General features: G+C 44.0%; 26 protein-coding genes and 1 riboswitch. Of the genes, 23 read left to right on the forward strand and 3 right to left on the reverse strand.

Features of this window, described 5'->3' with window-relative positions; all coding sequences use genetic code 11:
- The first annotated feature begins 108 nt into the window (after positions 1–108).
- Positions 109–744 (forward strand): LuxR C-terminal-related transcriptional regulator, encoded by a 636-nt coding sequence (locus tag GWI56_RS08855; RefSeq protein ID WP_028760305.1) that lies wholly within the window; start codon positions 109–111, stop codon positions 742–744.
- Positions 745–861: 117 nt separating this feature from the next.
- Here the strand turns inward: GWI56_RS08855 and GWI56_RS08860 are convergent, their stop codons facing one another.
- Complete coding sequence (locus GWI56_RS08860) at positions 862–2,628, reverse strand: PDZ domain-containing protein (RefSeq protein WP_198572699.1); 1,767 nt, start codon at positions 2,626–2,628, stop codon at positions 862–864.
- A gap of 144 nt (positions 2,629–2,772) precedes the next feature.
- Here GWI56_RS08860 and hinT point away from each other — a divergent pair, with 144 nt between their 5' ends.
- The 6 genes from hinT to tsgA all read left to right on the forward strand — a co-directional run bounded on the left by hinT (position 2,773) and on the right by tsgA (position 6,933).
- Positions 2,773–3,129 carry a purine nucleoside phosphoramidase gene (hinT, locus tag GWI56_RS08865; RefSeq protein ID WP_113938752.1) on the forward strand — a complete coding sequence of 119 codons (357 nt, stop codon included), beginning with the start codon at positions 2,773–2,775 and terminating at the stop codon, positions 3,127–3,129.
- On the forward strand, positions 3,126–3,653 hold the full coding sequence (locus GWI56_RS08870) for a PaaI family thioesterase (RefSeq protein ID WP_028760303.1): 528 nt from the start codon (positions 3,126–3,128) through the stop codon (positions 3,651–3,653). Before hinT ends, GWI56_RS08870 begins: the two co-directional genes overlap by 4 nt.
- Entirely contained in the window at positions 3,640–4,137 is a 498-nt protein-coding gene (locus tag GWI56_RS08875) for a PaaI family thioesterase (RefSeq protein ID WP_168823948.1), read from the forward strand. The genes GWI56_RS08870 and GWI56_RS08875 overlap by 14 nt, the downstream gene beginning before the upstream one ends.
- A gap of 169 nt (positions 4,138–4,306) precedes the next feature.
- Positions 4,307–4,702 (forward strand): YcfL family protein, encoded by a 396-nt coding sequence (locus GWI56_RS08880; protein ID WP_028760301.1) that lies wholly within the window; start codon positions 4,307–4,309, stop codon positions 4,700–4,702.
- A gap of 300 nt (positions 4,703–5,002) precedes the next feature.
- Complete coding sequence (gene deoD / locus GWI56_RS08885; protein WP_012196924.1) at positions 5,003–5,707, forward strand: purine-nucleoside phosphorylase; 705 nt, start codon at positions 5,003–5,005, stop codon at positions 5,705–5,707.
- 50 nt (positions 5,708–5,757) lie between these two features.
- A complete protein-coding gene (gene tsgA / locus GWI56_RS08890; protein WP_113938750.1) occupies positions 5,758–6,933 on the forward strand; it encodes an MFS transporter TsgA in 1,176 nt (391 codons plus the stop codon).
- A gap of 67 nt (positions 6,934–7,000) precedes the next feature.
- On the opposite strand, the gene GWI56_RS08895 is transcribed toward tsgA, so the two are convergent.
- Positions 7,001–7,681 carry a Crp/Fnr family transcriptional regulator gene (locus GWI56_RS08895; RefSeq protein ID WP_198572700.1) on the reverse strand — a complete coding sequence of 227 codons (681 nt, stop codon included), beginning with the start codon at positions 7,679–7,681 and terminating at the stop codon, positions 7,001–7,003.
- A gap of 197 nt (positions 7,682–7,878) precedes the next feature.
- A riboswitch (TPP riboswitch) is annotated at positions 7,879–8,017 on the forward strand.
- Between the two features lie 54 nt (positions 8,018–8,071).
- Here GWI56_RS08895 and GWI56_RS08900 point away from each other — a divergent pair.
- The 13 genes from GWI56_RS08900 to GWI56_RS08960 all read left to right on the forward strand — a co-directional run bounded on the left by GWI56_RS08900 (position 8,072) and on the right by GWI56_RS08960 (position 18,919).
- Complete coding sequence (locus GWI56_RS08900; RefSeq protein ID WP_198572701.1) at positions 8,072–10,291, forward strand: TonB-dependent receptor; 2,220 nt, start codon at positions 8,072–8,074, stop codon at positions 10,289–10,291.
- A gap of 97 nt (positions 10,292–10,388) precedes the next feature.
- Positions 10,389–10,649, forward strand: coding sequence for a hypothetical protein (locus tag GWI56_RS08905; protein WP_028760297.1), 261 nt, complete (start codon positions 10,389–10,391; stop codon positions 10,647–10,649).
- A gap of 46 nt (positions 10,650–10,695) precedes the next feature.
- Positions 10,696–11,349 (forward strand): nicotinamide riboside transporter PnuC, encoded by a 654-nt coding sequence (pnuC, locus tag GWI56_RS08910; protein WP_028760296.1) that lies wholly within the window; start codon positions 10,696–10,698, stop codon positions 11,347–11,349.
- The gene (locus tag GWI56_RS08915) at positions 11,349–12,446 is read left to right on the forward strand and encodes a phosphotransferase (protein ID WP_198572702.1); all 1,098 of its coding nucleotides are present in this window, start codon (positions 11,349–11,351) and stop codon (positions 12,444–12,446) included. Before pnuC ends, GWI56_RS08915 begins: the two co-directional genes overlap by 1 nt.
- A gap of 193 nt (positions 12,447–12,639) precedes the next feature.
- A complete protein-coding gene (locus GWI56_RS08920) occupies positions 12,640–13,497 on the forward strand; it encodes a DUF6279 family lipoprotein (RefSeq protein WP_113938746.1) in 858 nt (285 codons plus the stop codon).
- A gap of 81 nt (positions 13,498–13,578) precedes the next feature.
- Positions 13,579–14,172: a DoxX family protein gene (locus GWI56_RS08925; protein WP_198572703.1), complete on the forward strand. Its 594-nt coding sequence runs from the start codon at positions 13,579–13,581 to the stop codon at positions 14,170–14,172.
- Between the two features lie 186 nt (positions 14,173–14,358).
- Positions 14,359–14,907 carry an NAD(P)H nitroreductase gene (locus GWI56_RS08930; protein ID WP_198572704.1) on the forward strand — a complete coding sequence of 183 codons (549 nt, stop codon included), beginning with the start codon at positions 14,359–14,361 and terminating at the stop codon, positions 14,905–14,907.
- Between the two features lie 30 nt (positions 14,908–14,937).
- Complete coding sequence (locus tag GWI56_RS08935) at positions 14,938–15,435, forward strand: GNAT family N-acetyltransferase (RefSeq protein ID WP_198572705.1); 498 nt, start codon at positions 14,938–14,940, stop codon at positions 15,433–15,435.
- Positions 15,436–15,628: 193 nt separating this feature from the next.
- Positions 15,629–16,252, forward strand: coding sequence for a 2OG-Fe(II) oxygenase (locus GWI56_RS08940; RefSeq protein WP_028760290.1), 624 nt, complete (start codon positions 15,629–15,631; stop codon positions 16,250–16,252).
- Positions 16,253–16,670: 418 nt separating this feature from the next.
- A complete protein-coding gene (locus GWI56_RS08945; protein ID WP_198572706.1) occupies positions 16,671–17,276 on the forward strand; it encodes a GNAT family protein in 606 nt (201 codons plus the stop codon).
- 19 nt (positions 17,277–17,295) lie between these two features.
- Positions 17,296–17,760 (forward strand): GNAT family N-acetyltransferase, encoded by a 465-nt coding sequence (locus tag GWI56_RS08950; RefSeq protein ID WP_028760288.1) that lies wholly within the window; start codon positions 17,296–17,298, stop codon positions 17,758–17,760.
- A gap of 32 nt (positions 17,761–17,792) precedes the next feature.
- Entirely contained in the window at positions 17,793–18,197 is a 405-nt protein-coding gene (locus tag GWI56_RS08955) for a hypothetical protein (protein WP_105252762.1), read from the forward strand.
- A gap of 326 nt (positions 18,198–18,523) precedes the next feature.
- The gene (locus GWI56_RS08960; RefSeq protein ID WP_113938740.1) at positions 18,524–18,919 is read left to right on the forward strand and encodes a hypothetical protein; all 396 of its coding nucleotides are present in this window, start codon (positions 18,524–18,526) and stop codon (positions 18,917–18,919) included.
- 66 nt (positions 18,920–18,985) lie between these two features.
- On the opposite strand, the gene GWI56_RS08965 is transcribed toward GWI56_RS08960, so the two are convergent.
- On the reverse strand, positions 18,986–19,801 hold the full coding sequence (locus GWI56_RS08965) for a transporter substrate-binding domain-containing protein (RefSeq protein WP_198572707.1): 816 nt from the start codon (positions 19,799–19,801) through the stop codon (positions 18,986–18,988).
- Positions 19,802–19,938: 137 nt separating this feature from the next.
- On the opposite strand from GWI56_RS08965, the gene GWI56_RS08970 reads away from it, so the two are divergent.
- From GWI56_RS08970 to GWI56_RS08980, 3 genes are read left to right on the forward strand one after another with little or no spacing between them, the layout of a single operon-like run.
- Positions 19,939–21,036, forward strand: a complete 1,098-nt coding sequence (locus GWI56_RS08970) for a DUF2157 domain-containing protein (protein ID WP_198572708.1) — start codon at positions 19,939–19,941, stop codon at positions 21,034–21,036.
- The gene (locus GWI56_RS08975; RefSeq protein WP_198572709.1) at positions 21,023–22,186 is read left to right on the forward strand and encodes a DUF4401 domain-containing protein; all 1,164 of its coding nucleotides are present in this window, start codon (positions 21,023–21,025) and stop codon (positions 22,184–22,186) included. Before GWI56_RS08970 ends, GWI56_RS08975 begins: the two co-directional genes overlap by 14 nt.
- Before the next feature lie 11 nt (positions 22,187–22,197).
- On the forward strand, positions 22,198–22,713 hold the full coding sequence (locus GWI56_RS08980) for a GDYXXLXY domain-containing protein (RefSeq protein ID WP_198572748.1): 516 nt from the start codon (positions 22,198–22,200) through the stop codon (positions 22,711–22,713).
- The last annotated feature ends 156 nt before the right edge of the window (positions 22,714–22,869 follow it).

Below are 22,869 nucleotides of genomic sequence, written 5' to 3' on the forward strand. Positions count from 1 at the left end.
CGTGACCACGGTAGACTTGGAAGTCTATTGAACGGATGTTGAAGTCGTATTTGGAGGATCTTAGATCCTTAAAGTGAATAATCGTTAACCAGACAGGGAGTGAGCAGGATGTTCAAAATATTACATTGGATTGTAGTGTCACGATCGCAAGTATTGATGGAATTGCTCGCAGGACGTTGGCCGCAGGAGTTTCTCGTTAAGTTGACCCAAGTCAGCCCTGATGAGATGTGTGAGAAAATCAAAGATAATAATGCCTCCATGGTCGTGATCGATTTAGCGACTGTTGATCTTCAAAAAGCCCATCAATTTCAACGTTTACTTGCCCGTGAGCAACCGAGTGTGCGAGTTGTCTATTTACAGTTCCCTAAACAAGTGGATGCACGTTTTTTAATGCAAGCTGCCACAACTGCAGGGGTGTTTTATCTTGATGCAGGTTTAACTGAAATAAGCCTAGGACTCTCGAATATTTTACGAGGTCATAGGGTCATCCCAATTCAGCTCATTAATGGGGTAAATGATGATTTTGGATTGTTCGAAGACACTGAACCGTTAACTATCCGTGAGCGTGAAGTATTACAAGCATTGTTGACGGGAAGTACTAATTTAGATATCGCCAATCAGTTGTTTGTCAGTGAAAGCACGATAAAAACCCATTTGTACCGAGTATTCCGTAAAATTGGAGTGTCTAGCCGTGGTCAAGCGATTGCGTGGGCACAAACCTATTTGCACGATGTGGTGGTTTAAGTCGATATCAGTATTGATATACAAACGTATATACGTTTAAGTTAAGTCTTATCTCAGATAAAAGGGGCTAAAGCCCCTTTTATTATTTCTCAAAAGAGTTCTTAAGCCGAAAGTCTATTAACGTCCAAGCCAAGCCACTATTTTGCTTTTGTCACGAATGGATAGGGCGACAGTATCCTTAGGCGCGGCAGCAACAGTTAACTCACCCGTCATCAATTCATCCCGTCTAAACCAATGTAGATTCAAGGATTCACCCAGCGGATATTGCTGTAGCTGCGCCTCAAATTGTCCTGTGACTTGTAGGTTATCCGCGGCAATTAACACATCACCTGCACTTAACCCTGCAAGGTGTGCAGGGCTACCTTGGGTGACAGTCACGATTTTTAATCCTATAGGTGCTGCTTGGGTTTTCGCGCCGAATGCAATCTCATAACCTTTCGCTTGCCCGCCGCCCACATCTTGCGCACCTTGACTGGATCGAAGACTCAAGTTGACCCCAAATTCGGCGAGTAAAGCCGCTAACGGAATATCGTCCGTACTATCTAAGTAGGCAAACAGATCTTGGCAATCACGACCAAGGAGTCGTTCCACGATGGCTTGATGGCAAGTATCTGTGGTGCCTTTATCTTGCAGAGCATATTCCTGCCATAAAATCTGCATAACATGGTCGAGATTGTATTTGCCCTGGGTTTCGCTGCGCAGGGTTAAATCTAAATACAGCGCAAACAGAGCCCCTTTGGTGTAATAACTGATGATGGCATTTTGTGCGTTTTCATCCTGCTTGTAGAACTTAGTCCAAGCATTAAAGCTTGAGTCCTTAACACTTTGTTTAAAGCGTCCCTGGCTGCGATAGACACGGGTGAAGGTCTCACTCAGCATATCTAAATAGCTTTGTTCATCTACCAGACCTGCACGATAGGTAAGAAAGTCATCGTAATAGGAGGTGATGCCTTCATAGGCCCATAATTGTGGCGTATAGGTTTCTGCCTCAAGTTTATAGGGTAAAAAGCATTCAGGCTTAATGCGCTTAACGTTCCAGCTGTGGAAATACTCGTGGCTGCACAGGGATAAATAAGTGCGATAGTCGTTATTGACTGGCGCATCGAGCGACAGTGGTAAGTCTTTGCGTGAACACATTAATGCAGTAGAAGCTCTGTGCTCTAAACCGCCAAAGCCATTGTCTAATACTGAGGTCATAAACAAATAACGTTTAAACGGTGTAGGCGTACCAAAGAAGTTAATCTGATACTCACAAATGGTCTTTAAATCTTGGCAGAGCCTTGGCATGCAAGCACGGTGGCGACCATTGAGTACGATATCATGCTGCACGCCACAGGCATCAAAACTCCCTAAGGTGAATAAGCCCATTTCCACCGGATGATCGATGAGCTCGTCATAGCTTTTAGCTGAAAATTGGCCGAAGGCAAAATCGTCACCACTGGTGCGAGTCATGCTGGTAGCAAGGCGCCAGTCACTTGATGTTGGCTCTGTTGGTGGCTCTATAGAGACGGTGTGTAAAGTGTCTTCAAAACCATGGGCAGATAAAAATACGCTACTGCCATTAAAGAAGCCGTGGGTCGTGTCCAAATGCGCGGTGCGCACCGACAGATCCCAAGCATACACTTGATAAGTCAGAATAATTTCGCTGCTATTATTATCAACCGACCAAGTTTGCTTATCTAGTTGGGTGGGCTTAAGCGTTTGGCCTTGTGCATCTTTTGCCTTGAGTTCAATGATATTTTTGGCAAAGTCGCGCACCATGTAACTGCCGGGCAGCCAAGCGGGTAGGCTAAAGACCTGCACTGACTTGGGTTGTGATAATGTCATAGTGACAGCGAATAAATGGGCTTTCGGATCGACGGGGATTATCTGGTAATGGATCATATTTATCCTGCAAAACCTGAGTATTTTAATGGTGGCCATGCTGCCAAAAATGCCTGCAACTGGCAAATGAAAAGCAAAATATCTGCAGACACAAAGTATTGAATTGCTAGTATACTATGCCAACTAACCCAAGGAGGACGCCCCATGGCCGAAGAAACGATTTTCAGCAAAATTATTCGTCGCGAAATTCCCGCGGATATTCTGTATCAAGATGAACTTGTGACTGCCTTTAGAGACATTTCCCCTAAGGCGCCAACGCATATTTTGATTGTGCCGAATCACTTGATCCCAACGGCTAATGAGATGAAAGCCTCTGATGAGCCTGTGCTTGGCCGTATGATGACGGTTGCGGCTAAATTGGCGGCGGAAGCGGGTATCGCTAAAGATGGCTACCGACTGATCATGAACTGCAATCAACATGGTGGACAAGAAGTCTATCATATTCATTTCCACCTTGTGGGCGGGGAGCCTCTGGGGCCCATGTTGAGCCAAGGAAAATGAAGGTCAATTCGGATTTTTTCCCGCTGACCCAAATGGCGCAGCGGTTTGTGGATCAACTCGCTCAGTGTCGCCGTCTCGGTTTAACCGTATTGGAGGCGAGTGAGCACCATGTGTTGATTGAGTTGCCCTACAGCACTGAATTAATTGGTTATCCCGATACGGGCGTTATCCATGGTGGAGTGATCACTACCTTAATGGATACTGCCTGTGGCAGTGCAGTCGTGAGCGCAATTTTCCATAAATTCAAATTGTTAGAAATCTCACCCACGCTCGATTTACGGGTGGACTACATGAAGCCCGCTCAGCCCCATAAGCCTGTATTTGGTTTCGCAGAATGCTACAAGTTGTCTTCTAATATTGCCTTTACCCGTGCAATTGCTTACCAAGACAGTATTGACGATCCCATCGCCCATGCCGTCGGCTCTTTTATGCGGATCAGCCCTGAAATGGTCGGTGATGCCTTTAGGCAAGCGTTAATGGGTGAAGCCGTGCCTGCGATAGGAGAGAGTGATGAGCGCAAATAATTCGATACTAGATGCAGCCAGTACAACTCAAAACGCACAGGTTAAAGCGCCTATTGATGTGCAAGGGATAGTTAAACGCGCCACTGAACTTAATGATTTTGGCCATTTACTTGAGCACGTTCCCTATGCCAAATTTATTGGCATGAAGGTGGAGCGTTTTGGTGATGAACTGATTTTTAAATTGCCCGCTAAAGATGACAATATCGGTAATCCTGTGTTGCCCGCCATTCATGGTGGTGTGATTGCGGGCTTTATGGAAATGTCAGCGATAGTGCAGTTAATGGTATTTATGCAAACAGCAAAGGTGCCTAAAGTCGTTGATTTTTCAATCGACTATTTACGTGCAGGTCTGCACAAGGATAGTTTTGCTGAGTGTCGTATTACCCGTCAGGGTCGACGAGTCGCTAACGTGAATATTGATTGTTGGCAAACCAATCGTAAGCAGCTTATTGCTACGGCACGGGCACATTTTTTGATTGATTAATCTGATTAAGTTTAGATTGATGAAGCATGACTGATTCACTATTTTAGATTGAGAATGCTTTATTTAGCCTATGTTATTAAGCATGAGTTCAGCACTGTTCGATTAGTTTATCGTTTAATAGGAAATGATGCGCTAGCTGCGTATTTTGTGGCGTGACTAGGAGAAATATATGAAACAAGTTTATACAGGGTTATTACTGGCCGCAGCGCTTACCTTAGGTGCTTGTGCCTCACATACCGCAGGGATTTCAGTGAGCTCACTGGGTGAAACCCGCGTCGATAATTCCAGCTTTGCCAGAGACATTGCGGTACAGAGTGTGGATGCACGCCGAGTCGGTGATTTAGTGCAGGGCTCAGCGTTGATTGTTAGCAAATCCTCTTCCGATATGCGTGTGCAATATAAATTCACTTGGTACGATGCCAGCGGCTTTACTATCGAAGATGAAGCGACCAGCTGGAAATCGGTAAAATTACACGGCAAACAGCAATTGCAAGTCGGCGCTGTTGCACCTAATGCCCAAGTGGTTAAATTTGATGTATACGTGCGTGAAACCTTTTCAAACTAAGCTTGAGTTTACTTCTGTTTAGTTTATTCCGTGTTTAATTGATTTTTTGATATTAAACCCGTTCTAAAAAGGCTTACTTCTTTTAAGGAGTAAGCCTTTTTATTCGTTTTACATCAACTTTTAGTGATCTTAAGGTCATTCAAATGTTATAAGCTTTCGTCTTTTTGACCTTGAAAGTTGCGATAAATTACCCATTTTTAAGCAAAAAGGTTTACGGCAAGGTGAAATCCGGACTTTAGTCCTAAATACATTCAGTGATTGAGCACTACTATCAGCATATTACCACATGAGGATAGAAAGATGACTGCTCATATTAATGCTCAACCTACTGATTTTGCTGAAACTGTTATTATGCCGGGTGATCCACTCCGTGCTAAATATATCGCTGAAACCTATCTCACCGATGCCGTAGAAGTCACGAATGTTCGCAATATGCTTGGTTACACGGGCTTTTACCAAGGACAACGCATTTCCGTTATGGGGCATGGTATGGGTATTTCATCTATGGTGCTCTATGGCCATGAGCTGATTAATTATTTTGGCGTGAAACGCATTATTCGTATTGGCAGTTTAGGTGCAACACAAAAACATGTACAAATGCGAGATGTTATTTTAGCCCAAGCCGCAGGCACGGATTCACCTACTAACGCTAAGCGTAGTAGCGGCTACCAAATGGCAACTTCTGCGACCTTTTCTTTATTGCATAAAGCCTATACCACAGCGAATGAGAAAGGCATTAGTGTAAAAGTTGGCAATATCTTTAGTGGTGATCTTTATTACGATCCCGATGAAGATATGATCCCTGCACTTGAACGTTTTGGGGTATTAGGTATTGATATGGAAGTGGCGGGGCTTTATGGATTGTCACACCAACAAGGTATCGAATCATTAGCCATTTTAACGGTATCGGATCATTGTTTAACCGGTGAAGAAACAACGGCCGAAGAACGCCAACTCTCTTTTAATAATATGATCGAGCTCGCGTTAGAAACCGCCCTCAATTAGGTTTAAAGCCATCCTTTGAACCCTTAGCATTTCACTTATGGAATGACATAATGAATAATAAAATTACTTTAACAGCCATCAGTTTTCTCGCCAATTTTATTATGGCGGGCTTTGCGACCCAATTTGGGATGTTGATTGAACCCATAGCTGAGAAATTTGCCGCTAATGTTAACGAAGTTGCATCAATCTTTTCATTGCTCAATGGTGGTGCACTCGCGGGGACGATTGCAGCATTTTTCTTTATTGAAAAAATGGGTATCAAAAGAATGACCTTGATAAGTTACAGTCTGGTTGCTCTTTCTGCTCTGGCTTTACATCTAACCAGTTCTCTACAAGTTGTGATGGTAGCAATGACCTTAATTGGTTTTTGTGGCGGTATCGGTCTATGTATTGCTGGTACGATTGTGGTGTCTGTGTGGCAAGAGAAATTACAAAGCACAATGTTAGTGGTGCAAGATGCAACGTTTAATATTGCAGGCGTTATTTTTCCATTAATAACGACTTATGCATTAACAAGTTCATTATCATGGAGTTATAGCTATTTAGCCGTAGGTTTAGTGGCGTTCGGTACAGTCATTATTACCTTGTTCACTCATTTCTCTATTTGTGAGCAATCTTCTACAACACAAGAGAAACAACAGTCTGAATGGAATCTCGGCATTATTAGTGGAGGTATTGGTTTATTTTTAGGAATGCTGGCTTTATATACTTTTTTAACTTGGGCACCTTTATTTGTAAAACAAAAATTTGATATTCCGTTTGAAGATGCCGGTAATATTATTACCCAGTATTGGTCCGCTGCGCTAGTTGGGGCGTTAATTTCGACTGTGATTGTGACTCGTGTAAAAATTCACCATTTCTTAGTCGGTATTATTGCTTTAGCTATGGTGATCACCGCTGCCATTGTCAGTACTAATAATCTTAATTGGATAGCTTATTTAACCTATGGTTATGGTTTTGTGTGTGCTGCTCTTTATAATGCATTTATTGCTTATGGCGTGTCTTTTGTAAAAAAAGCTAGCAGCAAAAATGTGTCATATATTCTTATTAGCGGAAGTGCAGGGGCGATGTTTAGCCCAGCCATCAGTTCTTTCTTTGAACGTATTATCGGATTACAAACAGTGATGTATGTGATACCTCTGCTTTACGCAGCGATATTTATGCTATTGATCGTTTCAAGTCGGATGAAATCGGCTATGGAACAACACTCGCCATCGGTAAGTTAATTTACCTGTGCATGCATCCCACACTCGGTTGTTAAATTAAGTCGAGTGTGGGTTATGTTGAAAGCGGTTATATACCTGCTTCAACAAATTTCTTGAGTGCGTTGAGATTACAAATCCGAATGCCATCTTTTTTCCGCTCAATTAAGCCTCGTTCCTCAAGATTTTGTAGCGCCCGACGGTAGACTCGGTCGGTAGTGCCAAATCGTTCAGCCTCTAAATAACGTTTACTAAAGCCATCTACGGGCAAGTCATTTAAGTATTCATGGTAAATATCAAATGCCACGTTATAACTGATGGGATAGAGCAGTCGCCGAGTAAAAATATCCACTGTGTCTTGGTAGTCAATCGCAATTGCACTAGCGAAAAATAGCGCGAGTTGAGGGTGTTGACCGAGGCAATCTTGCAGTTTTTCAGCGCTAATCAACATGATTTCTAAGGGTTCACTGGCAATAATGTCTAGTTGACAATGGTACTGGGTGAAGAACTCCATTTCGCCAAACAGCTGTGAATCACAATCAATAGTACCTAATTGAAAACACCGACCATTTCTCGCGGTATGGCCGAGTGATACGCGACCTTGCTTCACCAATACAAGTGATGCCATCGCTTCCCCCTGCGTCATGAGGTGAGCGCCTTTTTTGAGCATTTTTATTTCGCTGATACAGCTAAGTACAACCGCTTCAATAAGTGGATAGTCTTGCTCCCATCGCTGGCTATAACGTCCTTTCGATAAAGGTTTTAGCTGCATCGACTATGATCCTCTTACTGTGTTCGAAATTGCGACCTTCTATAGCATTATCATGATAGGCGGTCAAATGGACGAAAGGATTTAGGCGGCTACTAAAGATATTTTCATCATACGAACTGAAGGGCAGTGGTTTTCGCGACATTTAATTGAATCGCAGAGATAAGAGTGCCCACTTTTTATTTCTGTCATGTATACTAGGCGCCGCCAAGGGGTGTTTGTTGTGCATTAATGTTACTCTGATTTTAACGTTAACGGCTGCAAACTGAGATGTCATCTGACGAACCCTTAGAACCTGATCCGGCTAATACCGGCGTAGGAATGGGCCAATCAACAGCACACTTCTGAATCGCTTATTCGTTGCCGGATCTCAAACATTATATTTGAGGTCCTATGTCAAACCGTAAAACGTCAAACCATCAATCTCCATTTTCAACCGTATCGCCAAGCTTATTTTTAGCCCGAGCGCCGCTGGCGTTAGCCATCGCTGCAGCGCTGAGCACTGCTGCATTTGCACAAACCGATGCTATCGATAAACCCGATCCCAGCACTGAGATGGAAGTCATAGTGGTGACGGCGGATTTTCGCAGTTCAAGCTTAGAAAAAATGCCCTCCAGCATTACCGTTATCGACAGTCAAAAAATTCAAGATGAAAGTGCGCAACACTTTGAAGATCTGCTTAATTCTATCGCCAATTTTAACTGGTCAGGTGGAAGCTCGCGGCCGAAATATTTTCAAATTCGCGGTGTAGGAGAGCAGGAACAATACCAAGGCGCACCTAATTCTTCCGTGGGTTACATCATAGATGATATCGATTTATCCGGTATTGGTATGGTGTCGAGCATGTACGATTTACAGCAGGTCGAAGTGCTTCGTGGACCGCAGGGGACGCGTTACGGCGCGAATGCCTTAGCGGGATTGATTTATCTGAAGAGTAACGATCCAACTGATGTGTTTGAGCATGGCGGCGAAGTGTCGTTAGGCGATGATGATTTGCGCACTTTTAGCGGTTTCAGTTCTGGCCCATTAACGGATTCTGGCAAGCTGCTTTATCGTGTGTCAATGCAGCAACATCAGCAAAATGGTTACCACGATAATCTGTATTTAGACCGTGATGATACCAATGGTCGCGATGAATTCAGCGGCCGCGCTAAGCTGCGCTGGTATGCGACTGATGATTTGCAGTTTGATTTAACTGTGCTGCATGCCGATTTCGATAATGGCTATGATGTGTGGAGTTTAACCAATTCACCAACCCAGACAACATCGGATCAACCGGGTGTTGATAGCCAACGCACCACAGGCGCGGGTTTTAAAGCGACCTATTCTGGCGCAGAAAACTTCGAATTAACTTCGTTAACCTCTTTTGCCAATACCGATCACCATTACAGTTACGATGGCGATTGGGCTAACTCAGAATATTGGGCCTCTAAGCAATGCAATGATGACAATGGCAATCTGGCGCCGTGTCAATACGATTATTTTTGGGATAAAACGGGTCAGCGTAAAACCGCGTCGCAAGAGTTTCGCCTAAGTTCTACCGAGCAGGGCCGTATTTTTGCAGAGAGTACTGATTGGTTGCTTGGTGTGTATGCCATGAATCTGAAAGAAGATAACCAATTGTATTCTGAATACAATGCTTCGCCGGATGAAGTCTTAGACTCAGAGTATGAGGCGACAAACTATGCACTGTTTGGTCAGCTCGATACGGATTTGGGCTCAAATTATGCTTTATCTGTGGGGCTACGTTTAGAGCGCCGCAACAGCCATTACTCTGATACGAATAACGATAATTTCGACCCGAGCGAAACCATGTGGGGCGGTCATATTGCTGTGAGTAAAGTGCTGAACGACTCGCACAACGCTTATGTCCGTGTTGCGCGCGGTTACAAGGCGGGCGGTTTTAACATGACTTTGCCCGTCGAGTTGAACGATAAAAAAGAGTTTAGTACTGAGACGCTCTATAACTATGAAATCGGCCTTAAATCCCATTGGTTAGCGGGACTTATCGATACTAATTTGGCGCTGTTCTATATGGACAGACAAGATCAACAGGTGGCTGCATCACAGCAAGATCCCGATAAACCACAGCGTTTTATCTTGTTCACTGAAAATGCAGGCAGTTCGAATAACTATGGCGCTGAGTTAGATGCAACCTGGTATGCCACGGATAATCTGCAAGTTTACTCAAGCTTAGGTTGGTTAGAAACGGCCTACGGTGACTACCAGTATCAGGACAAATATGGCACTGAGGTGGATTTAACTGGCCGCGATCTAGCCCATTCTCCACATGTTACCTACAGCCTTGGCGGGACTTATCGTGCCAATTCGGGTTGGTTTGCTAACCTGAATCTTAGCGGTAAGAGTGAATTCTATTATTCAGACAGCAATGAATCCCGCTCTGAACCCTACACTATCGTCAATGCCCGTGTAGGTTATGAGGCGAGCGCATGGTCGGCATATTTATGGGGACGCAATCTGTTTAATGAGGAATACGGTGTGCGTGGTTTCTATTTTGGCAATGAGCCAGATAACGGTTGGGCGGAAAAGCAATATATTCGTTACGGCGATCCGCGTCAGATTGGCGTAACCTTTAACGTTAAGTTTATGTAATAGCTCATTTTAAAGTGAGCATAATCATTTAAGTGTTAACTGAACTGTAGCCCAGTATTTGGGCTACAGCCTTACTTCAGAATATCAAGGAATTAAAATGAAACTGACCGCAGAAATTAGCATGTATCCCTTTAATGAAAATTACCTCGATCCTATCAAGTGGTTTATTGGCCGCGTGGATAGCTATCCCAATATCGAGCGTGTGACTAATGCGATGGCAACTCAAGTGTGCGGCGATTATTTAGATGTGATGACTATGCTGGCGACCGAGATGCAAGCTGCCCATGAGAAGTGGGGCAAGGCGGTATTTGTGTGTAAGTTTATCGGTGGTGAGCTGAATTTAGCCCACAGCGAATAATGATTGACCGCCATGTAAGCGACAAATAGGCAATGAGAACAACACTATGACAGATTTATGGTTAACCTTGGTCGAGAGCGTTAATACGGCCTTTGGTGAAGTCCATGTGATGACCGTATGGGAAGCCCTCGCGGTATTGTTGGCGATGGCATATTTACTGCTGGCTATGAAGGCGAGCGTCTGGTGCTGGGCGGCGGCCTTTGCCAGTACCGCCATTTACACTGTGTTGTTTTGGAAGGTGTCGCTACTGATGGAGTCTGTGCTTAACGTGTATTACATGGCGATGGCGCTCTATGGATATTGGCTCTGGACCCAAGGTGGTGATAAGCATCAAGGCGTAAAAGTGACCACTTGGCCATTGAAAACCCATTTAAAGTTGATCGCAGCGACGGGCGTGATTTCGCTTTTGGTTGGTCATGGTATGGCGACGTATACCCAAGCCGCATTCCCGTATCTAGATGCGGCGACAACCTGTTTCGCCGTGATGACGACTTATTTAGTGGCAAAAAAGGTACTTGAGAATTGGCTTTATTGGGTGGTTATCGACATAGTGTCGATTTACCTTTATCTCAGCAAAGGCTTGATGCTGACATCCTTGTTATTCGTGCTTTATGTGGGTCTGGCGGTCGTGGGGTATTTCCTGTGGCGAACCGCGTTAGCCGACGCCCGTGAAGCTAATACCTTGAAGTTACTTAGTTAATGCTCGATATAAACGCCTCGATGCAACGCTCAGTGGGCGAGCCATTCAAAGCACTTTACCCCATACTCAAAAGTGCTGGGCTAGTTAACGTGTTAAGTATTCATGAGCTTGCGGGCGGCTTAAGTAATCATAATTATAAAATTACTACGCCCACAGGCAGTTATGTGCTGCGGGTGAATGCCGATGCGGCGGACAGTTTTTGCAACCGCCAGCAGGAGCGTTTTTACTGGCAGCAATTGGCTCAAGCTAAACTTGCTCCTGAACTGTTGTGGGTGAGCGAAGATGAGCGTTATTACCTCAGTGATTTTATTGAAAGTGACGATATTGAAAACGAGTTCTTAATTCACTGGCCAGCGTTAGAACGCCAAACGAGTGCAGCTGATTTTGTGTTGGGACAATCGACGTTTAATTATTTACAGTATCCGGCAGCAGAACAAGAAACGCACCCTAACCAAGCCCATTGTTTGCTATTGGCGTTATTGCTGCAATTACGCGATCTGCCTACAGGGCCTTATGCTATTAGCATCACTGAGCAGTGGCAGGAATATCACCAGCAAATGCTTGCCTATCAGGCTTCTGTAACATTTAGTGAGCCAGTATTAAGGCGTGTTGTGCCATTGAAGCAGGGTAGAGATATTGGTGATAGCAATACTCACGATTGGAATGAGCGGGTGGCTAAGCTGCTTGCAATTCAAATCGAAATCAAACATTGGTGTGATGAGTTAGCAGCCTGCATAATAAAGCCGCAGTTTTGCCATCGCGATCTTAATCCCCATAATTTGTTACTCAAAAATAACCGCTTGTGTTGTATCGATTTTGAGTATGCGACGGCGTCGCATCCACTGTGTGAGTTAGCTGTAGTGTTAGCGACACATGCGTTAACGCCCTATCAGCAAAGTGTGTTGGTGAAACAGTATCTGAGTGGACATCCTTATGTTACTGCACAAGCCGTCACGGCAGTGCCTGCTGCCATTGACATGTATTGGGTATTTGCTTGCTACTGGGCATTATTGATGGCAGCGCAAACAGAACCCAGTCGTAGCGCCGACTACCTTGCTTGGTTTGATTGCTTCTGGCCGCTGATCACCCCCAAATAGTCATTATTGCGTGTGCTTAGTTTCCATCTGATGATAATGGTTCATTCCCTTATGGCATTGACCGCGCGATTGGTGGGACATGCGGGTAGAACATACTGAAAACCTTTATTAGACAAACTTGTTTGATATAAAAAGCAACTTTATATAGTCTCAAGCGTCTTATTAGCAACAATTCTAGGATGGATTATTCAGTATGAAAAAAGGCGTGATGCTACTTGTGTGTCTCTTAGGCTTAAGCGCCTGCTCCACTAAATTCAGTTACCATTTCCTCGACTGGGCCATCGGCTGGGAGCAAGAGGATTATGTTACCTTAGATAAATCTCAGCAAAAGGCATTTGATGCCCTCATTGAAAAATTTGTCATTTGGCATCAATCCAAAGAGTTAGCACATTATGTGGTGCAATTGACCGAAGTCGAAGGCCTCATAAAAACCAATACGTTAACGCCAGTGCTATGGGCAGATCATGTGAATATTGCTAAGCGGCATTGGTTTCGATTGTTTGAGTTCGCCTTGCCCGAGCTTCTACCTATCATAATGTCTTTGTCCGATGAACAGGTGAAGCAGATCCTCACAAAATTACGGGAGGAAGAGCAGGAGCTCGTTAAAGAATTTGCGGGAAAAACCCCTGAACAGTTACAAAAAGATGCCGATGAAAACCTTCAAACCCAATTTGATGATTGGCTTGGAAGTGTAACTGCGGAGCAAAAAGTGCTTATTCACCAATATAATCAACAGCGTTTATCCACCTTAGATATGTGGCTTGAGTACAGGCACGAATGGTTACGCCAGTTTGAGGTTGCACTGGGTCAGCGTGCCGATAAAGCATTATTAACCGAGCGTTTGACCTTGCTGATGACGCAGCCCGATGAGCTTAAGTCAGAGCAACATAAAGTGTTTTTACGTAAAAATACTGAGGCATTTGGGACTTTGTTGTTGGCGATGAATGCGAGCTTATCGGAACAGCAGTCTAAGCATTTTTATAAAAAGTTAGGTGGACTCATTCAAGATCTCAAGGAACTGAATCAGGAAGCGATTGAAAAAGAAGCCTAGGCCATGAAAGATTTATTGCCTTGCTAGGGTCTATTCCTGCAAGCCAATAAATCAGCCTACTAACGACTAAATAGAGACCTTATGCCACTCGTATCCCTTTACCAGAAACTGCTCAATATGAGCCGCTATTTCGAAGGCTTAGCACCATTAGCCCTTAGGATTTACCTTGCACCTGTGTTAATGCAAGCAGGCTATAACAAGCTCGCTCACTTTGAAGATACGGTTGCTTGGTTTGCCAATCCCGATTGGGGCTTAGGTCTGCCAATGCCGGCGTTAATGGCAGGATTGGCGGCGGGAACTGAGTTCTTTGGCGCTATCTTGTTACTGCTTGGGCTCGCGACGCGACTGATTTCTATCCCTTTAATGGTCACTATGTTGGTCGCCGCATTGACTGTGCATTGGCCAAATGGTTGGTTAGCGATTGCCGATGGTAGTTCTTGGCTTACGAATGACAGAGTGCTTGAGGCAGGGGATAAACTGGCGAAAGCCAAAGAAATATTGCAGGAGCACGGTAACTATGACTGGCTGACTAGCTCAGGTAACTTAGCTGTGCTTAATAATGGGATTGAGTTTGCGATCACCTATTTTATTATGTTGCTGGCGCTTTTTACCTTAGGCGGTGGTCGTTACACTAGCCTAGATTATTTCATCGCAAAGCGCTGTGGGATTAAGTAAGTCTTTCTCAAGCGGGCCCAATTGTTAACGGCATCGGATTTTCAAGCGCATTTAATTTTGAAGCCCACTCGATTGTTAAGTGCACTCAACAAGTTAAATCCCACTCAAGCGGTGGGATTTTTTTATGCCTCTTTGTCAGCAATTTGCTATGCTTGAGCGCAATTTATATCGAACTAGGATAAGAACTTGGACGCTATTGAACTTTTACTCACTCGCCAATCAACCCCACGATTAACTGCTCCTGCTCCAGATGCAAGTCAATTAAAAATCATCTTAGATGCTGCCATTCGTGTGCCAGATCATAGCGCCCTAGCGCCATGGGAATTTATTATTGCCGTAGGAAAAGGGTTAGATACCTTGGCTGATATCTTTGTTGAGGCAGCGAAAGCGAGCGGCGCCGATGAGGATTTTGTCAATAAAGCTAAGGGTATGCCAATGCGTGCGCCTATGGTAATTACTGTCGTGGCAAAAACGCAGCAACATCCTAAAGTCCCCGTGCTTGAACAGCTCATTGCAGCGGGCTGCGCGACGATGGCAATGCAGCAGGCTGCCTTCGCCTTAGGTTTAGGGGCAGTGTGGCGTACAGGGGATTTTGCCTTTGATGCGAATGTGAATGTTGCTTTAGGTCTTGAGCCACACGATCAAATCGTCGGCTTTTTGTATGTGGGTACGCCAGCCGTTACTGCTCCTAAGAAACCGCAAAAGGACGGCAGTCAGTACGTCCGTTATTTATAAATCCGCCTCTTTTTTTAGTGGAGAAATTCTATGCAAGTTGCGCGTACTCCTAGACTCATCCTGCGGCAGTTAATCCCAGCCGACGCTTCTTTTATGTTAGTCTTGCTCAATAGCCAAGGCTTTATAGAGAATATCGGGGATAGAGGAGTACGCACACTTGTGCAGGCTAAGGATTATATCGTCAATGGACCGATGAAAAGTTATGCCGAGTGCGGTTTTGGTTTTTATGCTGTAGTGCTCGCCGAGAATGGATTCACCATTGGCATCTGCGGTTTAATCAAACGGCCGACACTGGACAATGTCGATATAGGTTATGCTTTTTTGCCGCAATATTGGGGCAAGGGCTATGCATTCGAAGCGGCTAAAGCTTCTATGGACTTAGGCAAAAGCCTAGGAATAGCGCGTATTGTCGCGATTGTTAGCAGCCATAATGGTGCTTCAAAAGCTTTGCTAAACAAACTTGGATTACACTTTGAGCGTTGTTTGCAGCTTAGTGATCATGATGCGCCTGTTGAACTGTTTGGTTAACCTTAACGTATTGTTTATATAGGTTTTTATTTTATTGTAATTCCGTCTTCTTTATTCTAGAATTTCGCAAAATTTATCGTTGAGATATGGCAATCATATCTCTTATCGACGCCCCTCGAAAATCAGGCTCACTTAATCCCTCCTTGAGCCCTTGAGTACAGCAAAAGCGTAGCCCTTTTTTGGATGTAGCATAATGGTTTCGCAATTAAGTGAAGCAATGCTGGACGTGATCGCTGATGCCTTGGTAGACAAAGGCTATATCTTTTTATCTGACTTAGTTCCTTCCTGTATTAGCCAAGTACTATTGGAAAAAATTCAATCAACTGAAATATATGAATTAAAAGCTGCCTCTATCGGTCGAGGTTCTGAACAGCACTTAAATCCAGACATTCGCCGTGACAGAATACAGTGGCTAGAAGAGCAAAATGAGCCCGATGCCCAGTATCTTGAGTTGATGACACAACTCAAAAATGGCTTGAATCGTCGCTTGTTTATGGGCTTATTCGATTATGAAAGCCACTATGCGGTATATCAGCCTGGGGCCTTTTATAAAAAACATGTTGATGCACTTAAGGGCAGCCAAAATCGTATTTTAACCACAGTGTTTTTCTTAAATCCTGATTGGAAAGCGGCAGATTGTGGTGAGTTGATTATCTATGATGAAGCCGATATTGAGATTGAGCGCATCGCGCCTAAAATGGGCCATTTTGTGATTTTCCTCAGTGAGCGTTTTCCCCATGAAGTGACCAAAACCTTGGCCCAGCGTAATAGCATTGCGGGCTGGTTTAGGGTCAGTAACAGCGTGCATGGTTTTTAACTTTAGCTTTTAACTTCACCAGATAACAAACGCCTAAATGCTGCCCACAGGTTTAGGTGTTTTTGCTCTCGATTGCCGCTTTTGGTCATCATCAATCATCAATCATCAATCATCAATCACCAATCACCAATCACTTATCGCGACTGCGCAATGTCATTGGCTATTTCTCGGATATTGATTGGCCATCACGGCGTGTTCTTCCGCAGCAGTATTTATTCCAACCTGTTTTAACTACCTTCTACTCATTTTTTCAAATTTTTTTACACTCTTAAGCTTTAGGTAATCTAAGCCGCCGACAATGGGGTAAATTTGTCCAATCATACTGAAAATAGGGTATTTTTTTATTCTCGTTTAATGTTAGGCTAGATAAAAACGTGCGCTACAACACACTTTTATATCATCTAACGGAGGCGATACTGTGGGCTGTGAAGATAACTTAGGTTGTTTAAGTGGTGAGCATATTGTACTTGAGCCCTTATCTTTGTCCCATGTGGCGGCATTGAGTCTCGCCGTCACAGATGGTCAACTTTGGCGTTTATGGTTTACCAGTGTCCCTGAGCCAACTGAGATGAAGCTCTATGTGGCTAAAGCGCTCGAAGAAAAAGCGCAGGGCCAGAGTTTTCCCTTTGCGGTGCGGGATAGAGTGTCAGGGGAAATCGTCGGATGCACGCGAATTTGCAACTGGGAGTCTGATAATCGCCGTCTTGAGATTGGATACACTTGGTATGCTAAACGTGCCCAGCGCACTGGGATTAATACTGAAGCTAAACTGCTGTTATTGACCTTTGCTTTTGAAACTTTAGACGCCATTGCCGTTGAGTTCCGTACTCACTGGCATAATCAAGCTTCGAGACAAGCCATTGCAAGACTGGGCGCTAAGCAAGATGGTGTATTGCGAAATCATAAGATTCTTAAGGACGGTACGATCCGCGATACCGTGGTGTATTCCATTATTGATACCGAGTGGCCAACGGTGAAAAACAGTCTGCAATTTCGATTGCGACAACGACCGTTAACACTCTAATGATAAATAGGAAAGGCCCATGGCAAGCATTATAACTCGAGTAGATGTGACTCATGTCCATGAGGTTGCAGTGTTATTCAATGAGTACCGCCAGTTTTATGGGCGTAGGGATGATCTCGCGGCTGCGGAGCAGTTTATTCATTCAAGAGTGTCAGATGGCTCATCGGTGATATTTATAGCCAAAGATAATCAAGGGCTTGGATTAGGTTTTGTTCAAATGTATCCCAGTTTTTCATCGTTACGTTTGGCCCCTATGTTGATCCTCAATGATGTGTATGTGACTCAACATGCCCGATGTGTCGGTATTGGGCGGGCGTTAGTGCTACAGGCCGCCAGTTATGCCAAAGCGCATAATATGAGTTATTTGATGTTAGAAACACAGCAAAAAAACCAGCGCGCGCAGGGCTTGTATGAAGGTTTAGGCTTTGTGCGTAACCAAGATTTTTATATCTACGAACTTGAGCTCCACCGAGGGCTTGAGTAGGTTTATTTATGGCGATTAAAAGGAAAAGTAACATGTTAACTCAGGTAAAAACGTTAGTATTAGGTGGTTTAGTCTTAAGTGCCAGTACTGCAGTTTGGGCTGATGAAGCAGAAAAAGCGTTTAGTAAAGAAGCCATTGAATGTGCCGCTTACTATCAAATTAGCTCAGAAGCCATTGGGGCGATGAATGCACCGCAAATGCAGGCCGTGGGTGAGCGTTTAAAAAGTTCTAAAATTGAGTCTGAGAATTTAGCTAAGAAATACAGCTCTGAAGCAGAGGTCACTCAAGCGGTTGCCGATGCTAAAGCCCGTCAAATCGAAAGCTTAGGTGGGTCAAGCAACTTAGGTGCGTTAATGGGTAAATATAAAGAAGAATGTAAAAACCTGTTAGCCGATCCACAAAAGCGTTTAAATTATTGGACTATGGCGACTATGTAATCGTAGGTTTTAGTCAGGGTAATCGTTTACGGATTGTGAAGAAAAGGAGCCTGATGGCTCCTTTTTGCTTAAAGCACAAGCACTAAGGAGCTGATGGGGTCATTCATATTGAGTCGGTTTTCCCATAGATTTTAGCCCTGTTTGGTTTAGGGGCTTAGAACCAAGTTGCTTATTTTCGCTCGGCTGAAACTCAACCGCAGTTTTTAGGGTCTTAGTTACATGGTCAAGTATTTAAGCCTTGGGTTTAAATTCTCCTCAGTTTTAAATTCTTAGTTCAGTTTACGATATTCAAAGATAATCAAATATGAGTACTAAATAGGAGCACTATGGTATTAACAATAATGGCAGCGACTGTTTTGAGTGCTGGAGTCTGTGGCTACCATTTAATCTATGGTAAGCGGGTTTTATTGGCGCCGCTCTTGAAGGCGAATGTGTCACAGCAAAGCAAGCAAATGCTACTGTGCTTATTTCACTGCCAATCGGTATTTTTTGTGGTTTCAACGGTTGCACTTTTAGCCTGTGCACTTAAGGTGATCCCTGGGATGTATGCCTTTAGCCTGTTGTTATTCCTCGGGATGAACTACGGGATCTTTGCGATTTGGCAGTTTTACATTGCCACTCTGAGTCCACCAAATAGTGGACAGATGATCATAGTGCAAGCGCTGATTTTCTTGCTCATTGGTATTTTGGCTATGCTAGGGCCACTCTTGTCTGCCGCGTAAATTGCTCATGAGAACTTGATAAATCATCGCGATTGAAGCGTCAGAGTTTGAAAAACAAACAGCGAATTATGGGGTTAATTGAATACCGTATTGGGCGGCGAGTTCAGCGAGTTTGCCATTATTGATGAGCAGTTCAATCCAGTGTGAGAGCCTTTTGCTATCGAGCTGTGAACTGGGGTTGAGTAAAATGCCATTGGCGTATTTTTGGTCCCATTCATCTGATATTAAAAGTAATTTTCTCTCTTCTGGATGAACCTTTAAATAATACTGTAAGTAAGAGTTAGTCACGGGCGCTAGGTCGGCGCGTTCACGCAGAATGCTTTCGATAGAGGCGTTATTGTGACTGACGAACAAGGGACGAAATTGCTTTGCCAGCGTATTCGCATCGGTTTCAAAGTGGGCAAACTGGTAGTGATATCCTTTGATGAACGCAATTGACTTGTTGGTTAAGTTTTTGAAATAGCTTTGGTTATGAGCTTTAGTTTTAAGTGCAATAAAGACTTCACCATCTATCATATGTAGCGGAATAAACTGAGTCGCTATTTTTTGCCATCCCCAAGCGGGATTCTCAAAGAGCATCATGTCGAAGCGACCTAAAGAATAGGCTTTATATCTGTGCTCAATACTGGTGACGGCAAATTTAAAGACCACTTCTTGTTGTACTTGATTTAATGCATTAATGATATCGAGTGTGAGACCTGTGTAACGGCCGTCTTGTTGTTGATGAACATAGGGAGCAAATTGATAACCACCGACATGAATTGTCGGAATTGACTTGGGAATCGCTGGCGACTGAACTTTATCTTGGGCGATAGCCGTGGTAAATGCGCTAATGCTTAAGGCTAAACAAAAGAGTAGACGACACAACTGGCTCAATATCATAGTCACCCCTTGTTATTTTTAGCATGAATGATTTTTTACAAGTATACACAATTTAATTTGTTCAATGCTGTCGATAAAGTGCGAATTTTAAATCTGTCATAGTAAGCTAGCGCAAACAGGATGAGGGAGATTTCACATTGAGCAAGATAAAATCTCAAGTGTGTGGTTGGGTTGAACAGGGACATATCACGCAAGAGCAGGCGAATAAGCTTTATCGACAGGTGACAGTCTTGCCGGATGGGTCGAGTTGGCGTCGCTTAATCGCTCATTTATTACTCTGGTTCGGTGCGTTAAGTTTTGCCTGTGGGGTGATTTTTTTCTTTGCTTATAATTGGCAATCTTTGGGGCGATTTGCCAAATTTGGACTGATTGAAGTGGCGATAATACTCGCTATCAGCGCATTTGCTTGGCTCTATTATCGTGCCAACATTTATTCCCCTGTTAGTTCTTATCGTAAAGACAGCACTTTTGGTGCGACGACCGCCAATGGCGTGCTACTGGCCGCAAGTGTGTTAGTTGGTGGCTTATTAGCGTTAGTTGGGCAAACCTATCAAACGGGCGCCGATCCTTGGCAGTTATTCGCGCTATGGGCATTCGTTATATTACCCTTTGCTTGGGTGGCGGGATTTGATGGTTTGTGGCTGTTGCTGGTGGGATTGTTAAACCTCAGCATAGGGATATTTCTGGATTCCTTTTCCCATTTCTGGGGATTATTTTGGGGCGCTCAAGGACAATTGCTGATCTTTATCTGTTTGAATTTATTTATCTATTATGCTTTTGTACTTTTAGACCACAAAGTCGCGGGGCGCTGGCATGCGCCAATCCTTGAATATGCCTGTTCATTGTTTGCTATGGGTTGTTTTACTTGGTTAATCACTTGGCTTATTTTCGACGATTTCCTTGAACGTGATAGCTTCAGCACTGGGATCTTCTGTGGTTATTTTGCCCATCTGATATTCGGATTCGTTATTTTTCGTTATAGATTACCACGCATATATCCCTTGGCCTTGGGCGGTTTTAGCCTGATTGCCGTAGGCGCCGCGTTACTGATAAAGCTGATGTTTGAGGATAATGACCCCATAGGTGGATTTTTGTTTATTGGGCTTTATATCATTTTGGCAAGCACAGGTTTGAGTATTTGGTTGAGGGAGCTAAGCCGGAAACTTAAACCACAGTTTGTAAGAATCGTCACTCAAGGGATCGTGGGCGTGGGAGATGTTCATGAGCAACAATAATGGTTTACAGGATAGCGAAATGATCACTCGACCCTGCACTGATAGTGTTACGTCAATCGACGCTTCGAGTGAATTAAGTCTAATCAAACACTGGCAAGCTTTGTATGCCGAAGGCAATGTTAGTGCAGCTCAAATGCCAGAAGACCATGATATCCCTTGGTATATTGCCACTATGCAGGCGTTTGCTGCTTGGATAGCGGCGTTGTTTTTATTGAGTTTCATGATGGCAGTGTTTGGTGCCATTTTTGAGCATGTTGAAGAAGATGTCATTTTATTTATCGGCTTAACCTATTTAGCCTTGGGGATTGGGCTGTATTTTTTACCGCGGCAACAGATTTTTATTGAACAATTTGCTTTTGCCGCCTGTTTGAGTGGTTTGATCAGTGTGGCATGGGGATTATTTGATTTAATTAACAATGATTTTAGCCTCACATGGTATCTCTGTATGGCGGGTATTACATTGTTATTGTGGTGCTTGATTGCCCATGGGCTAGCCCAGTTTGTATTCGCTTTTTGCTTAAGTTGGTGCGTGATTGGCCTGATGGCAAAATTTGAACTGCTCAATTTTAGCCCGAGCCTTTTTGCCGTAGTCATTAGTCTAGTGTTATTAAATATCAATCAGTTCGGGCGTCATTATCGCAGGGCTCGGATGCTCATCTATGGTTTCGCACTCGCGTTGCTTTCGTTGCAGTTGATGCACGCTTTTAGTATGGACAGTATTTTTGAAGTCTTATTTAGCCCTTGGCAGCAAAGCCTGTGGCTGACACTGACTCATCTGTTGATTATTTTCGCTATTTGCGGATTTTTATTGGTGACAATCTTGCGCGAGCGCCAGCAATCACTAAGCTCACCAGCGGCGCTAGGGTGTGTTATCGGTTTAGTCATCGTTAGCGGTTTATCTTTACCTATGCAGGGTTTATCAACGGCTATTCTATTGATCTTGCTTGGTCATTATTGCAACGAGTCTTGGTTGAAAGGTATGGGAATGGTGTCGGCGCTGTTATTTGTCAGCGGGTATTATTATTCCCTAGAGACGACTCTGTTACTTAAATCTGGTTATTTGATGGGCTTAGGCGCCTTGCTGTTGGTGGCAAGGTTAGTGATGTGGCGGTTATTTCCTGCCAATGAAAATGCCAAGGAGACTATGTGATGGGAAATGTGATGGGCAATGTGAAGGGAAAACTGTCGGCCCCACATAAATGGGCGCTGGGCATAGTACTGTTCACGACTGTTGCGATTCTCGCTGGCGTGAATTGGCGCATTTTCAAATTCGAACAACTGCTTAATCACGGTCAAGTGGTGCGTTTTGCATTAGCACCGGTCGATCCGCGCTCATTAATGCAGGGTGATTACATGGCGCTTGAATATGCCATTGCGCGCGATGTGCGTAGTGCCTTAGCGCCGCAACAAATGCAGGGGCAGTTATTACTGGCTGTTGATGGGCAAAAAGTGGCGCGTTTTGTGGACTTTTATACCGACCAAGCACTCGGTAAAGATCAACTACGAGTGCAGTTTCGTGTCCGTGGTAATCAAATTAAGCTCGCATCGAACAGCTTTTTCTTTGAAGAAGGACAAGCCGATCATTTTAGTGAAGCTAAATACGGTGAGTTTAGAGTGAATTTGCAAGGTGAGTTACTGCTCGTCAGTTTACTCGATGAAAAGCTTCAGCCATTATAACCCTGTGTCATGATTGTCATGATTGTCATGATTGTCATGATTGTCATGATTGCCATCCATTTGTTCTGCTTACTTGATTAACCTCGATTTATCTCTGGCCGCACTGTGTAGTTCGGCCAGCATCTCCCGTACTGCTTTCTTCCTAGTTCTGATCGC

The organism is Shewanella sp. DW31 (assembly GCF_015767295.1).
GTDB classification, from domain to species: Bacteria; Pseudomonadota; Gammaproteobacteria; order Enterobacterales; family Shewanellaceae; genus Shewanella; species Shewanella oncorhynchi.